The organism is Williamsia muralis NBRC 105860 (assembly GCF_001598915.1).
In the GTDB taxonomy this organism is placed as follows: Bacteria; Actinomycetota; Actinomycetes; order Mycobacteriales; family Mycobacteriaceae; genus Williamsia; species Williamsia muralis.
This window is the reverse complement of the sequence record NZ_BDAP01000005.1, coordinates 375,051-387,357: the sequence shown is the minus strand read 5'-3', so window position 1 is coordinate 387,357 and position 12,307 is coordinate 375,051. Positions and strand designations below refer to the sequence as shown.

The following is a 12,307-nucleotide window of genomic DNA, read 5'->3' as shown; positions in this document are numbered from 1 at the left end:
GTGGCCTGTGATCGACCTCGTTTGACGTGGTTGATGGTGGGGGTCATGGCGGCTGTTGCTGCCTTCTTGTTGACAGCAGAACACCCCCGGCGCATGTTGCTCGGGGGTGTTCTGGTTCGGCGCTGGTCGGGTCATCGTTGGTGGAAAGGAGGGGCGCGACGTTGCCGTGCGCTCTTCGTTTGCCAACTCTCCGGCCATACTTCCCCTGCGCCAGGCTGAATGAACCTGGCCGGGGTGGGCTTGACGCCGAGGTTTTCGGGGTGTTTTAGCGGGTGGTCAGCGGAACCATTCTGCGGGTTCTGCGGCGTCCTCGGCGCCGCCTGAGTGTCCGATTTCGGCTACGGGGAGCACGTTGGCGGGCATGGACGCGAGAACTTCGCCGAGTGCGCCGTCGTTGGTGACCAGCGTGATCCAGTGGCCTTTGCGGGCGGGTGGAATCTTGCCTGCCTTGATGGCGGTGTCGACTTTGTCTTCGACTTCGCGGCGGGCGGATGCGGCGATGAGGTCGCGACCCTTCTGCGCTTCGGCTTGGAGGTGGGTCAGCGACTCGGGGTCGATCGTCGTGAGTCCGGCTTTCTTTGCGGCGGCGATCGGGTCACCGGCACTTGCCTTCGACATGTCCTCGATGACGGTGAGGATGGTTGCGACGTCGATGCTCGGGTCGTCGGGTGAAAGGCCTAGCAGTTCGAGTAACTTGTTGGTTTGGTCGGCCGTGAACTCGAAGCGGGGGGCGTCGGCGCCCTTGGCCGCCATGATGAGTGTTCCAGTGGTTTCGGACATGGTGGTTGTCATCCCTTTCCGGGTCAGAGTCCGGTGATTTTCTTGGCGGCGTAAGGCTTGTCGACTGCGAACGCCGGCACGCAATAGGCCTGGATCCACCGGCTTCGGGTGCTGCGGTCGTCCCAACTGTCGATGGTCAGCGGCTTCTCAAACCCAACCGTGCCGACTTCCCCGGACTTGATTGCCCATGCGGTGCCGGAGGCGATGCGGGGATTGGAGAAGAGTCCGACGCCTGCTGACTTGAGCATGTCATCGAGTCCATCGCCGTAGGCAACCCGCAGTGCATGCGCCTGGTTGGGGTGAACGACGAGCAGATCGTGAGTGATACCCATCTCTTGCAGGTCGGAGGCGAGTTGCGCGGCGGATAGGTCGGCGGTGGGTCGGTTGGCTGAAACCGTCAGGTTGGCTTCGGGGCCGACAAACACCAGCCCGTCCCAGTCGTGGCCGGTGACGATGTTGTCGCCGGTGACCGCGGTTGTAATCGCTAGGATCGCGGCCTGATCGAGCTTGCGGGCGATGGTGTTCGCCAACTGAGTGGTCTGCTGGTCGAGGTAGCTGACATCGTTGCGGCTGATCTGTTCGTCCGAGACCTGGAACTTCCCACCCCAGTCTTCGACGGGTGCGAGTTTCGGTTCCGGGTCGACACCTTCGACGACCTTGTACTCCGAGAGGGGCGAACGCTTTTCGAGGTCGGTGCTCACGTAGAAGTCGGATGCCTGAATGACGCTGTAGAGCAGGCCACCGCCTTCGACCGGGGCGCCGTGGTTGTGGAAGAACTTCGGCAGCAGGATTTGTTCGTCGGCGAGCCGAGCGATTTGGTTGCGGATGACGGTAGGCGACTTGAGTGCCGTGTCGACGGTAAGGCGCCGGCCGGACAGTTCGGGGATCAGAGCGTTAACCATGAGATGTCAGTCCTTTTCAGTAGAGGGAGATTTCGGCGTCAGCGCCGGAGGTGGCGCCGGTGACGGCGTAGCCGACTGCGACGCCGCTAGTTTTGGTTTTGGCTTTGCCGGCGGCGCCGACTTCGACCTCGACGCCGAAGGCGATGGCGCCGTCTGCGGTGACCTTGACGACGCGGGAGTTGCCGCGGGCCAGGGACACGAGTTCGCCGGTGGCGGCGTCGTTCTTGGCTACTCCTGCAACGCGGCCGCCGGCGGTGGCTGTGGCGACGCTGATGTTCCCACCGGCCGCCCGGTTGCCGCTGATAGCCACGAATGTCCGGGCGACGATGGTGCCGGTTGCCTGGGCGGTGATGTCGGCGCCCGGTGCATAGACCGAGACGTTTGAGAGCGATGTGGACATGGGGTCAAACCTTTCTGTGGGTGCGGCGGCGCCGTGCCGCTGCGATGAGCACTGCGCGATCGCGGGTGCCGGTTAAGGGTTGCGGGTGCGCGCCCGGGCGTAACGTGATCCGGGACGCTGCCACTGGGTCATGAAGCTGGCGAAGGGTGTCGATTCCCGGTGCGGTCGCACCCAGTAGCGCTAGGCCGGTCAACACGAGCGGCCACATGGTTCCGTCCGCGGCTTCAAAGTTCTTGAGCGCTTCAACTGATCGGTCAGGCCAGTGCACCGGGATCGACGCGGCAAGCCATTCCGGCACTACCAGGTCGCCGACCAAGGTCGCTCCGTCTTCGGCTACACGCACGTCGTCGATGTGACCGAACGACGGTTGCCCGTCGAACCTGTCGTCGATGTGACCGAGTTTGAGGGGCGGTTTTCTCAGTACGCCGGCGTGATGGGCGGCGACCGCCGATTCGAGGTCACCCGCGGTCACCGCCCAACTGCCGGTGCTGATGTCCCATGAACCGACTTTGATCAGTTCGACGTCGCGTAGCGTCCGGGTCCTAACCATGGGCGGCAGACCCGGACACGTCGGCGTCAGTGGCGAGCGCGTTCCATAACGGCAGCGGCAGATATGAACCATCGGCCGCCTGAGCGTCGCGCCGGTAGTGCTCCGCGGCGCGCAAGGTCTCGGACACCGTTGGGTGTGATGCCGAGGATTTTCGCGGCTTCACTGGGTGAGGTGATCGCATAGGGGCTATCGTCGTCCGAAAACCATTCGCCGCCTGCATTTCTGGCGTGTTCACTGGCGATTGACCGCGAATCGCTGGCGGCTGCAACAGTTTTGCGTAGTCGGTCGGTCGTCGCGGCCAATCGTGGCGAAGGTGCTTGGCCGTGTCGTCCCAGGGCAGCAACCATGGAATCGATGGCGGCGAGCAGATATTTCGCGTCGTCGTCGGTGAGCAGGGTTCCCTGCACTGAGCTGATCATTCGCTTTCCAATCGCAGCGTGGTCACGGCCAGATCGTGGCGTAGTCGCTCGATAAGCCGCTCCTGGTCGACAACGAGTTCGGCTAGCAAGTCCTGCGTCGGTCCGATCAACTCGATGATGCGGTGCGGTGCAGTGCGGTAGGACTCTTCGATGCCGATGTGGTCATCGCTGAGTCGGTGGATGAGAAGGCGCGCAGCGGCGGCGCGGTTTTCTAGGGCGCGGTGATCGGTTGTCATTTCGGGTGGTCCTTCGGGTAGTCGTCAGACTCGGGTGTGTTGGCCGGGGCGTGGGTGCCGTCCCACCGCCCGGTGTTGTCTTCGGGTATCTCGATCCACCCGGCGACGCTGGAGAAGATTCGCCGGGTCATCATGATGGCTTTGGGTTTGTGCCGGCGCGCCATTCGCGGACGGTCGCCTGGTAGTGATCGAGGTAGGCGTGCAGCGCGTTGGTTTCCCGCTCGTCGAGGTCACCGTGGCCGGCGCGGTGTGCCAGGTTCCAGAGCCGGCGGGCGAGACGGTCGTTGTTCGAGGCTTTGACCGTCATTCGTCGAGACCTTGCTCGGTGAAGATCAACTGTTCGATGTGGGCTTCGACGCGGGCGAGTGCTTCGTCCCGTATCAACCAGTATTCGGCGGCCGCGACTTCCATCGTTCGATACACCGATAGTGGGTTGATATGCCCTTCGGCTTCCAGTCGAATTATCTTGTCGTGGTCACCGGCCAGGCGAGCTGCGACCCACTCAGCGGCGCGGCGTTCGTCGGCGTTAGAGATGAAGTTCATGACGCTTCCTTGCTGTTGACGCGGGCCAGAATCTCCAACACCCGCGGTGTCATTCCTGGAGTGTTTTCGGTGACGTCACCGATGGGCGGCACTGTCTGGGCGAGCTTGCATTCCAAGCACAGGCCAGTGATGTTGTGAGCGGTCAGAGCTTCACCGCACTCGGTGCATGCGGTCGCGAATCGAGTCGCCGGGGGAGTGCCGTCGAACACGAGCGCGGATGGTTCTACAGGCAAGGGAGTGTCAAGGGAGTCATGCACGCTCCCTTGCTCCCTTGACTCCCTTGCTCCCTTGACTGAATCCAAGGGAGTATCGGACACCCCTTCTGACCTGGAAGGGAGCAAGGGAGTCTCATTTTGTGTATGACTCCCTTCCTTGCTCCCTTGACTCCCTTGGATGGGGAGCGACCACCACCACGCCACGTCTTTCACCGCAATGACACCGAGACGCTTCTTCGCGTTTTTGGCTTTGTCTTTGGAGTGGCCGGCGGCGTCGGCGGCCGAATAGACCTCGGTCGCTTTGATCCGGCCGGCCCGGAGTAGTTCAGTCAGCCACGCATCGACGTCGTCGCGGTCGCTTTGGTCTTCACCTGACCCCGACAAAATCGTGCGGGCATCTTGAGTCGTTTCACCAAGCCAATCGATCACACCGACTTCAGTGGCGCCGGTATCGGTGACGACCGACTTGGACACCACCCGGCACGCTTCAGACCGCACACGCTTGGCGAGGTTGCCTTTGGTGTTGGTGACCACCAACCGCTCGTCGTCCTCGTCATAGGCGACTGAGAGCACCGAACGGGCGACCTGAGACCACGCGATCGAACCGAGGATCAGCTTCCCGCTGTCGGCACCGTCGCGCTTACCGAAGTGCACCAGCCCGAGCACGACCATGTTCTGTCGTGCGGCCATCTGAGAGAGCGGTTCAAGGAACTGCCGGACCTGCCGGTCATCTTTGCCCGACAATTCTGCCGACATCGAACTAGTCGCGGCATCGAGCACCATGAACTTCACGCCCTCGGCTTCGATGACCTTTTCGAGCTGGTGGTTGTCGAGCGGCAGGGTGATTGTTCCGGTGTCGCTGGTCTCGGTCTGCACGTCGACGAACAACACCTTGTCCATGTCGGCACCGGCGGCGAGTAATCGCGGTGCGACGGTATGTTCCCGGCTGTCTTCGGTGTGCAGGTACATGATCGTGAACCCTTGCCGGGTCAGCCACGCTGACCACTCACACGCGATCGTCGACTTACCGAGACCTTCACGGCCGGCGAGCAGTGTCAGCGCGCCACGCGGTATCCAGTCCTCGATCAGCCAATCGACCACGCTCGTCTTCACTTGAGACCCGCGGGTGACCTTCAGGTATCGGCCCGGTGGCCGCTGGGCTACCAACTCCGACAACTGCTTCCCGGCGGCAACATGATCGGCCATGTCTTTGCCGACGACGGATTCGACGATGTACCACTCTGCTTTACCGTCGAGCTGTTCGGCGACTTGCTGGGCGTGTTTGCGGCCCGGTCCATCTTTGTCCGCGACGATCACCACCCGTTTGCCGTGAAGGGGTGTTAGGTCGAACAGGTGGGACTTGCCGGCCCCGGCGGCGTTGCACACTGCGACCGCGCCGACTGATTCGGCGGCCAGGACATCCTTCTCGCCTTCCACGTAGTAGACCGTCTCAGCGTCACCGATGCGATCGACGTGGAAAAGGTTGCGACCCTTCGTATTTCCCGACTGACGGAACGTCTTGTCGACCGATCGAAAAACCTTCCGACCGTCTGGGTAGTCGTAGACGGTCCCACGCTTGTCGTCGAACAGATCCGCCATAGTCAGCCCGAGGGTGTCGAGAACATTGGCGGTCGGGTCCGAATGGGAGTGCATCAAAACTTGGCCGGCGATCTGGGTAATCGAGACCGAGCGGTCAGCGGGGGAGTGGCCGGGTGCCTGCGCCTGGGCCTTGCCGTGACCGTTGTCGATGACGGTCAGGCCTTCGGAACGGAACGCGTCGATCACGCGGTCGTATGCCGTCATTTCGCACCACCTTCGCGGCGACGGCACACCGGACCCTGGAATGATTCGACGGACTTCGGTGCCGCCAACCATGACCCGCATGTGCGGCAGCGCACGGCGATCCGGTAGCCGCGGTCATGCAACTCAGCAACTAGATCGCGTTCTCTGCGCTCGTCTACCGTGAGGACTTCGGTGGGCGCGTTAAGATGAGTCCAGACGGCTGCCCTGCTGTTCGCCCGCTCGCCCCTGGTTCCTCGGCCGGGGGCGGCGCCAATTCTACGGCCGGTCATGCGGTGTCACCGCCGACCAGGTTGAGGTCTGTAGGTGCAAGCTGAAGGTCAGCGTGACGCTCAATCTCGTACATGCGCTGCACGGCGTCCAGGCGGAAGATCAAGCGTTCGGCCGGGTGAGTCGACGGACCGCCGGCGATTAGATCCGCCTGTGCCAGTTCCCAATTCGCGGCGCTCATGCGGCACCGCCGAATGGGGTCATGGCTGCGTCAACCTGATTAAGGTCGAGGCGTATTAGGCGCGTCCCATTGCGGTAACCGGTGAGTCGTCCGTCTGCGATCATCTGGCGGACTGTGCGATCGGTGACACCGAGATACTCGGCAGCGTCCGCTATCGAAACATATCGACGCGGAACGGATGGTCTGGACATGCATGCCTCCAGGCGTGCTTCAGCCCTCGGACTCGCATCCGAGAGAAAGGAGGCTGATGCACGTCAATGAAAGCGACGAGTACCGCTACTGCTAACTTAGCACGAGATTCCGCGAAAAGGTGCGATCTTCAGTGTTGGTCGAGCATGTCATTGTGAAGTTGCAGCGATGCCCGAAGGCCATCGAGGGTTATCGTCACCGACGCGTCATCATTGTGGGTCGCTAGCATCGCGAATGTTTGGCGATACTGGTTGGGAGGACCGGCATAGTCGGACCACCCCGTCAGCATCACGCAAATCTGTTGCAACACTTCTTCTCTGATAGAAACAGAGTTTGGGCACTTCTGGCATTTCACGGCGTAATGATGCCTGATAGGGCCGGACAGTCTGGGGTCGAACACATCATCAACTTCGTCGCCGCGCAGTGATGTCATCTGAGTGATACCGCTGACTGTCGGCGCCCATACCGCTTGACTGGACATCCATCGAAACCGTTCAGCAAAATCGGCGTGTCCGCCACGCGCACCGTGCGAACACTTCACCACGACATCCCTACGGGTCTTTTCGATCATGGTTCAGCTCTCCTCTATGAGTCGGGATAATGCCTCGGCGATCTTCTTGTCACGGCCCTTGGCGGCATGCTGGTAGCGCATTGCGGCTGCGACGGTTGAGTGTCCAAGCCTTTGTTGAAGTTCAGCGAGCGTCGCACCTGTGACCGCGGCGAGCACCGCGCCGGTGTGCCGCAGGTCGTGAAACCTGAGGTCGTCGCGATCGGCTGCGCGGCGGGCTGGATAGTAGTGGCGGTACAGGGACGTCGGGGTCAGATATCCTCCGTTGCCCGCTTCGAACAACAACGCGTCACGTCCCGCGGCGACATGTTCGGCCATGTGCTCGGTAGCCATCGGGATCAGGTGGGGTGGCATGTACACCACTCGCGTGCCGGCCTCCGACTTCGGACTCGTCACGACGTACTGACCATCAGCTCTGCGGATAGCAGCACGGGTTACCGATATCGTGCCCTCTTTGAGGTCGATATCCTTTCGCCGCAATTCGATCAGCTCGCCGTACCGCAGAGCGCACCAGCCGGCGAGCAGCACCATCAAGCGAAGTCGATTCGGCATCTCCTCTGCGATCGTCAGCAATTCTTCGACGGTGGCCGGGGTAGTCCGAGACACACGTCCAGCGGAGCCCGCGCCCTCGACTCGACACGGGTTAGCGTCGGCATGCTCCGCGTTGACTGCTGACGTCATGATCGTTCGGAGAAGCGAGTAGGCGTGCGCCCTCATCGTTGGCTTAGTCGGCAAGAGGTGAGCGTGCCACTGCCGCACCATCGCCGGGGTGATCGCATCGAGTTCGGAGTCTCCGAACTCCGGCAGGATATGTCGGTCGAGCAGCTCGCGGTAGTGGTCGCTGGTGCGTGTCTTCAAGGGCCGACCTCGTACCGTGCGAGAGTTTAGCCATTCGTCGGCGTACTCGTTGAATAGCGGCGCCGCACGCTTGTCGGCCGTCACCGGGTTCCACAGGTTGCGGTCAATCTCTCGCCGGCGGTCACCGAGCCACGCTTCAGCGTCGATCTTCGCCCCGAACGTTTGGGGCGCCTTGTGTTCGGCGCCATCCGGCCCGGTGTACCGAGCTTGATACCGGCCGGACGGTAGGCGGCGGATATTGCCGAAGCCGCGCCGACTAGCCATCAGTGACCCTTCGTTGCGTGCCAGATATGTGCCAGATCAGCTTACCTCAGGTTCCGCTTGCCTCCGCTTACCTCAGCGGCTACTGTTTCACTTGTGTCCAGGTAGAGGCCCTGAACGCCAAGGTAGGACCCAACTTCACAGAGCACGACCGGTTACTGGTTCGAGTCCAGTTGGGGGAGCAGATAAGCCCAGGTAGACCGGTTTTCGCCGGACCGCCTGGGCTCTTTTGTATCCAAGGGTCGCGTCGGCGGGACCCGCGGCGGGTCGAGTACGACGTGATCGGCGCGGCTCGGTAGCATCAGCACGTTCGCTGCGTCGATGACGCAGCCTCGGGGCGGTAGCTCAGTTGGTTAGAGCCGTGGACTCATAATCCATTGGTCGCGGGTTCGAGCCCCGCCCGCCCCACCACGGACACAGAAATGCCCCTTGGCGTGAGCCAGGGGGCATCTGTGCCGGAAGGGTCGGGGGATCTCCCAGCACCAGTGGTTCGACTCAACTATGTGACTGGATGGGTCGATTGCGAATCATTTCGCAACTCACCGGAAATCGAACTCCGACCGATCAAGCGCGCCGCGGAACCTCGAGTCCACGCTGCTCGGCGATTTTGTTTGCATTGTCCAATTGAGCGATTCTGTCGTCGTAGGATGCGCGATCACCGTCTGCTTGAAGTGAATCGAACTCCATTTGCGCAAGCTTTGTCTGGTCGTGGATGAATGCGATGAGTTCGTCGTCGTTGAGGTCATCCGGTGCGCGGTTCGAGGTGTCGTCCATCGCACCATCATGGACCAAGCTGCAGCTCTCCAGCGGTGGAATCGGCTGCGGGATAGCCCGCGAACTCAGCCTTCTCGACGAATCCGAACCAGCTGCAGTGCGCCCGAGATCGCAACGATCGGCCAGCAGACGATCCCGACCCACAAGCTGACGTTGCGTTCGCCGTCAATGAGGTCGTAGACCGCAAGAGCGGTCAGCAGTACGCCGGCGAGGACGCAGAACCACGCGAGGGTGGAGCGTGCTGACGAGCCCAAGGGCGATTTGTTCGCAGAAGTCACCGAATGAAAGTACATCCGCGCACGCGGTAATGCAGGGTGTATCGAACTGTCGGCCGTGTGCGCGGATCTCTTGGCGAACTATCGCAACAGGAGTTCGCGAATCGCTCCTGAGATTTCGTCCGGTGATTCCTCCGCCATGAAATGCCCGCTCTCGATGATGCGGTGCTGCACATCGATTGCCCACTTCTGCCATAAGGCCTCGGCATCGAATCCCAGAGCTGAGCCCCAGTCCTGAGCAATGACGGTCACGGGCATCGACAACCGCTTGGATGAGTTCAGATCTTCGAGATCGTGCTGAACATCGATGCCGGCCGAGGCGCGATAGTCGGCAACGATCGAGGGCACCGCGTTCGCACTCGCGGCGAGGTACTCACCACGCACGTCCGCGGGAATGGCTTGTGGATCCCGCGTCCAGATGTCGAGGAAGTAGCCAAAAAAGACGTCGGCGCTCGCCGCGATCATGGCCTCGGCCAGGCCGGGCGGCTGTGCCATCAGGTAGAGGTGAAAGCCCACTGCCGCAGACGTTCCGTGCATGACGTCCCACATGTCGAGCGTGGGAAGCACATCAAGCGACGCCAGATGGGACACGACGCCCGGATGATCGAGGGCGGCCCGAAACGCGACCAGCGCGCCGCGGTCGTGCCCGACGAGGGCGAAGCGCTCATGACCGAGCGCCGCGGCGGCCGCCACGATGTCTGCGGCCATGGTTCGTTTGGAATACGTGGAGGCATCGGTGTCGGAGGGTTTGTCGCTGTCGCCGTATCCCCTCAGATCGGGACAGATCACGGTGTGGTCCGCGGCCAGATCGGCCGCAACGTGACGCCACATCAGGTGGGTCTGCGGGAATCCGTGCAGCAGCACGATCGGGCTGCCCGTACCTGCGGTCGCGACATTCAGTGCGACGCCGTCGGCGACGGGGATCTTCTGGTACCGGAAGTCGGGAATGGACGGTTTCATGGGCGGCCTCTCTGGCGGACGTTGGATGTACCTCGTCACCGTGCCGCGTCCCGATGAGCATCCAGTCAGCACAAAGCCTCGCGACGCCCCTCGCCACGGTGGAGCCGACTCGGCGGGGACAATGGTGAGGTGTCGATCGAGTTCAGCGTCTTGGGGTCGGTCACAGCCCACGACGGCGAGGGCAACACGATCGCCCTCAAAGGCCCCCGCCATCGAGCTGTACTCGCCAGGTTGCTCATCGCCCGGGGCAGGAGCGTGCCTCTGGCAACGCTCATCGACGACCTGTGGGAGGACCCGCCACCGGACGCCGTCGGCGCGATGAGGACATTCGTCAGCGCCTTGCGACGGGCGATCGAACCCGAACGGGCACCACGGTCGCCGGCCCAGCTGCTCGTGACCGAGGGAACCGGTTATGCGCTGCGTGCACACGCATCGGATGTGGACGCATGGCGATTCGGCCAGGCCGTCGAGTCGGTACGAGACCTCGGCCCACAGGACGCGCTGACCACACTGCTCGACGCGTTGGCACTCTGGCGTGGCCCTGCCTTCGCGGACTTTCTCGACGAACACTGGAGCCGCTCTGAACGATCTCGCCTCACCGAGGTTCGCTTGCACGCGGTGGAACTCCTTGCGGAGGCTCGCCTCGACCTGGGTCTCGACGCCGAGGCGATTCCCGATCTCGATTCCCATGTCGCAGAACATCCTTGGCGCGAGGAAGGTTGGCGGTTGCTGGCCCTAGCGTTGTATCGGACGGGCCGACAGGGGGATGCGCTCACCGTTCTCCGGCGGGCTCGTGGGCTGTTGGTCGATCAGTTGGGCGTCGAGCCGGGACCCGCTCTCACCGACTTGTACACCGACATCTTGCGGCAGTCGCCGAATCTGGGGTCCACCTCGCCGATCCGGCTGAGCGCGCAAGGAGTGTGGGCGCAGACCACCGCGGCATACGACCGGGCTGTGGCGTCCGGCTCGCGAGCTCGGCTGCGTTCCACCGTCGACCTGCTGCGCAGTCTCGCCACCACCGGAGGCGAAGGGCTGCGGGTGGCGCAGCAACAGCGCCTCGCCACGATTGCTGCTGCCGAGGAACTGGGTGATGTTGGTCTGACGGCCAAGGTGATCGGGGCATACGACGTACCGGCGATCTGGTCACGGTCAGACGATCCGGAGAACGCGGCAGCAGTTGTCGCTGCGGCCGAGCGGGCGCTGGCGACCTTGCCTCCCGGGCCTATAGCTTCGATCCGCGCCAGATTGCTGGCGACGATTGCTCTGGAGACCAGGGGATCATCGGATCCGCGAGCAGCGGCCGCCGCCCGCGAAGCCGAACAGATCGCGCGTAGCGTCGATGATCCGGGCCTGTTGGCCTTCGCGCTCAACGGAGCGTTCATGCAGTCCTTCTCGCGCGCGGGTCTGGCCGGTAGACGCGCCGCCATCGCCAGTGAACTGATCACCCTCTCATCACGGCACGACTTGGTCACGTACGAGGTGTTGGGGCATCTGATAGCGATGCAGAGTTGCTGTGCCATCGGTGATCTGACGGGCGCCGATGATCATGCCGCCGCGGCGGATCGGCTCGCCGAAGGCTACGAATCACCGCTGGTGGCCGTCTTCACGCAGTGGTTCCGAGCGCTGCGGCTCGCGTTGACCGACGCGCCGTTCGACGACGTCGCTGAGGCGTACCGCGCGGCAGCCTCCGGTTCGGAGAACGCGGGTATGCCCGGACTGCATCACGGCCTGCTTGCTCTGGCTCTCCTGTCGTTGCGCCTTCAGCGGGCGCATTTGCCGCAGGCCGCAGACGGAGGCGACACGGACTGGGGGCCCTACGAACCCTGGGTGCGCCCGCTCCTCCTGGCCGCTCAGCACCGCAGAGACGAAGCGACAGAAGCCCTTCGTCAGCTCGCCGATCCGCCGCCGGACCATCTGCAGGAGGTGCTGTGGTGTCTCAGCGCGCGGGCCGCCGTCGCTGTGAACGACCGCGGGATGATGACTCGTGCCCACCGGGCGCTCCTACCGGCCGAGGACGAGATTGCCGGAGCAGGAAGCGGATTGCTGACTCTTGGACCCGTATCGAACTACTTGCACGAACTCGCAGATGCGCTGGCGCGCTGATCACAGATGCATCCGACGTCCGG

The 12,307-nt window shown here is 62.9% G+C and carries 18 protein-coding genes and 1 tRNA gene; 2 read left to right on the top strand and 17 right to left on the bottom strand.

Annotated elements, in window-relative coordinates; all coding sequences use genetic code 11:
* Window positions 1-276: 276 nt before the first annotated feature.
* The 14 genes from WIMU1_RS19760 to WIMU1_RS19710 form a co-directional block, all read right to left on the bottom strand.
* Window positions 277-780, bottom strand: a complete 504-nt coding sequence (locus WIMU1_RS19760; RefSeq protein WP_147431379.1) for a hypothetical protein — start codon at window positions 778-780, stop codon at window positions 277-279.
* A gap of 23 nt (window positions 781-803) precedes the next feature.
* Window positions 804-1,682, bottom strand: a complete 879-nt coding sequence (locus WIMU1_RS19755) for a major capsid protein (RefSeq protein ID WP_062799697.1) — start codon at window positions 1,680-1,682, stop codon at window positions 804-806.
* A 16-nt stretch (window positions 1,683-1,698) separates the two neighbouring features.
* Window positions 1,699-2,082 carry a capsid cement protein gene (locus tag WIMU1_RS19750; RefSeq protein WP_062799695.1) on the bottom strand — a complete coding sequence of 128 codons (384 nt, stop codon included), beginning with the start codon at window positions 2,080-2,082 and terminating at the stop codon, window positions 1,699-1,701.
* A 4-nt stretch (window positions 2,083-2,086) separates the two neighbouring features.
* The gene (locus tag WIMU1_RS19745; RefSeq protein WP_062799694.1) at window positions 2,087-2,632 is read right to left on the bottom strand and encodes a hypothetical protein; all 546 of its coding nucleotides are present in this window, start codon (window positions 2,630-2,632) and stop codon (window positions 2,087-2,089) included.
* 26 nt (window positions 2,633-2,658) lie between these two features.
* Window positions 2,659-3,051 (bottom strand): helix-turn-helix domain-containing protein, encoded by a 393-nt coding sequence (locus tag WIMU1_RS19740; RefSeq protein WP_062799692.1) that lies wholly within the window; start codon window positions 3,049-3,051, stop codon window positions 2,659-2,661.
* Window positions 3,048-3,287 (bottom strand): hypothetical protein, encoded by a 240-nt coding sequence (locus WIMU1_RS19735; RefSeq protein ID WP_062799691.1) that lies wholly within the window; start codon window positions 3,285-3,287, stop codon window positions 3,048-3,050. Before WIMU1_RS19735 ends, WIMU1_RS19740 begins: the two co-directional genes overlap by 4 nt.
* Window positions 3,284-3,421 (bottom strand): hypothetical protein, encoded by a 138-nt coding sequence (locus WIMU1_RS26535; RefSeq protein ID WP_157366801.1) that lies wholly within the window; start codon window positions 3,419-3,421, stop codon window positions 3,284-3,286. Before WIMU1_RS26535 ends, WIMU1_RS19735 begins: the two co-directional genes overlap by 4 nt.
* Window positions 3,418-3,594: a hypothetical protein gene (locus tag WIMU1_RS26235; RefSeq protein ID WP_157366800.1), complete on the bottom strand. Its 177-nt coding sequence runs from the start codon at window positions 3,592-3,594 to the stop codon at window positions 3,418-3,420. The genes WIMU1_RS26535 and WIMU1_RS26235 overlap by 4 nt, the downstream gene beginning before the upstream one ends.
* Entirely contained in the window at window positions 3,591-3,830 is a 240-nt protein-coding gene (locus WIMU1_RS19730; protein WP_062799689.1) for a hypothetical protein, read from the bottom strand. The genes WIMU1_RS26235 and WIMU1_RS19730 overlap by 4 nt, the downstream gene beginning before the upstream one ends.
* Window positions 3,827-5,848 (bottom strand): AAA family ATPase, encoded by a 2,022-nt coding sequence (locus tag WIMU1_RS19725; protein WP_062799687.1) that lies wholly within the window; start codon window positions 5,846-5,848, stop codon window positions 3,827-3,829. The genes WIMU1_RS19730 and WIMU1_RS19725 overlap by 4 nt, the downstream gene beginning before the upstream one ends.
* 265 nt (window positions 5,849-6,113) lie before the next feature.
* The gene (locus WIMU1_RS19720; RefSeq protein WP_062799685.1) at window positions 6,114-6,296 is read right to left on the bottom strand and encodes a hypothetical protein; all 183 of its coding nucleotides are present in this window, start codon (window positions 6,294-6,296) and stop codon (window positions 6,114-6,116) included.
* Entirely contained in the window at window positions 6,293-6,487 is a 195-nt protein-coding gene (locus WIMU1_RS25870) for an excisionase family DNA-binding protein (protein ID WP_084248402.1), read from the bottom strand. The genes WIMU1_RS19720 and WIMU1_RS25870 overlap by 4 nt, the downstream gene beginning before the upstream one ends.
* Before the next feature lie 128 nt (window positions 6,488-6,615).
* Window positions 6,616-7,056, bottom strand: coding sequence for a hypothetical protein (locus WIMU1_RS26230; RefSeq protein WP_147431380.1), 441 nt, complete (start codon window positions 7,054-7,056; stop codon window positions 6,616-6,618).
* A gap of 3 nt (window positions 7,057-7,059) precedes the next feature.
* A complete protein-coding gene (locus tag WIMU1_RS19710; protein WP_062799681.1) occupies window positions 7,060-8,175 on the bottom strand; it encodes a tyrosine-type recombinase/integrase in 1,116 nt (371 codons plus the stop codon).
* 331 nt (window positions 8,176-8,506) lie between these two features.
* On the opposite strand from WIMU1_RS19710, the gene WIMU1_RS19705 reads away from it, so the two are divergent.
* A tRNA-Ile gene (locus WIMU1_RS19705) sits at window positions 8,507-8,583 on the top strand.
* A gap of 153 nt (window positions 8,584-8,736) precedes the next feature.
* On the opposite strand, the gene WIMU1_RS19700 is transcribed toward WIMU1_RS19705, so the two are convergent.
* From WIMU1_RS19700 to WIMU1_RS19690, 3 genes are all read right to left on the bottom strand, one after another.
* Entirely contained in the window at window positions 8,737-8,946 is a 210-nt protein-coding gene (locus WIMU1_RS19700) for a hypothetical protein (protein ID WP_062799679.1), read from the bottom strand.
* A 65-nt stretch (window positions 8,947-9,011) separates the two neighbouring features.
* Window positions 9,012-9,224 (bottom strand): hypothetical protein, encoded by a 213-nt coding sequence (locus WIMU1_RS19695; RefSeq protein ID WP_156045590.1) that lies wholly within the window; start codon window positions 9,222-9,224, stop codon window positions 9,012-9,014.
* Window positions 9,225-9,302: 78 nt separating this feature from the next.
* Complete coding sequence (locus WIMU1_RS19690) at window positions 9,303-10,181, bottom strand: alpha/beta fold hydrolase (protein ID WP_062799677.1); 879 nt, start codon at window positions 10,179-10,181, stop codon at window positions 9,303-9,305.
* Between the two features lie 129 nt (window positions 10,182-10,310).
* Between WIMU1_RS19690 and WIMU1_RS19685 the strand changes: the two genes are divergently transcribed.
* On the top strand, window positions 10,311-12,284 hold the full coding sequence (locus WIMU1_RS19685; RefSeq protein ID WP_062799675.1) for an AfsR/SARP family transcriptional regulator: 1,974 nt from the start codon (window positions 10,311-10,313) through the stop codon (window positions 12,282-12,284).
* Window positions 12,285-12,307 lie beyond the last annotated feature (23 nt).

Coding starts and splice junctions, on each gene's coding strand:
- WIMU1_RS19760 (WP_147431379.1), bottom strand. CDS start 780: ATGTCCGAAACCACTGGAACACTCATCATGGCGGCCAAGGGCGCCGAC.
- WIMU1_RS19755 (WP_062799697.1), bottom strand. CDS start 1,682: ATGGTTAACGCTCTGATCCCCGAACTGTCCGGCCGGCGCCTTACCGTC.
- WIMU1_RS19750 (WP_062799695.1), bottom strand. CDS start 2,082: ATGTCCACATCGCTCTCAAACGTCTCGGTCTATGCACCGGGCGCCGAC.
- WIMU1_RS19745 (WP_062799694.1), bottom strand. CDS start 2,632: ATGGTTAGGACCCGGACGCTACGCGACGTCGAACTGATCAAAGTCGGT.
- WIMU1_RS19740 (WP_062799692.1), bottom strand. CDS start 3,051: ATGATCAGCTCAGTGCAGGGAACCCTGCTCACCGACGACGACGCGAAA.
- WIMU1_RS19735 (WP_062799691.1), bottom strand. CDS start 3,287: ATGACAACCGATCACCGCGCCCTAGAAAACCGCGCCGCCGCTGCGCGC.
- WIMU1_RS26535 (WP_157366801.1), bottom strand. CDS start 3,421: ATGATGACCCGGCGAATCTTCTCCAGCGTCGCCGGGTGGATCGAGATA.
- WIMU1_RS26235 (WP_157366800.1), bottom strand. CDS start 3,594: ATGACGGTCAAAGCCTCGAACAACGACCGTCTCGCCCGCCGGCTCTGG.
- WIMU1_RS19730 (WP_062799689.1), bottom strand. CDS start 3,830: ATGAACTTCATCTCTAACGCCGACGAACGCCGCGCCGCTGAGTGGGTC.
- WIMU1_RS19725 (WP_062799687.1), bottom strand. CDS start 5,848: ATGACGGCATACGACCGCGTGATCGACGCGTTCCGTTCCGAAGGCCTG.
- WIMU1_RS19720 (WP_062799685.1), bottom strand. CDS start 6,296: ATGAGCGCCGCGAATTGGGAACTGGCACAGGCGGATCTAATCGCCGGC.
- WIMU1_RS25870 (WP_084248402.1), bottom strand. CDS start 6,487: ATGTCCAGACCATCCGTTCCGCGTCGATATGTTTCGATAGCGGACGCT.
- WIMU1_RS26230 (WP_147431380.1), bottom strand. CDS start 7,056: ATGATCGAAAAGACCCGTAGGGATGTCGTGGTGAAGTGTTCGCACGGT.
- WIMU1_RS19710 (WP_062799681.1), bottom strand. CDS start 8,175: ATGGCTAGTCGGCGCGGCTTCGGCAATATCCGCCGCCTACCGTCCGGC.
- WIMU1_RS19700 (WP_062799679.1), bottom strand. CDS start 8,946: ATGGACGACACCTCGAACCGCGCACCGGATGACCTCAACGACGACGAA.
- WIMU1_RS19690 (WP_062799677.1), bottom strand. CDS start 10,181: ATGAAACCGTCCATTCCCGACTTCCGGTACCAGAAGATCCCCGTCGCC.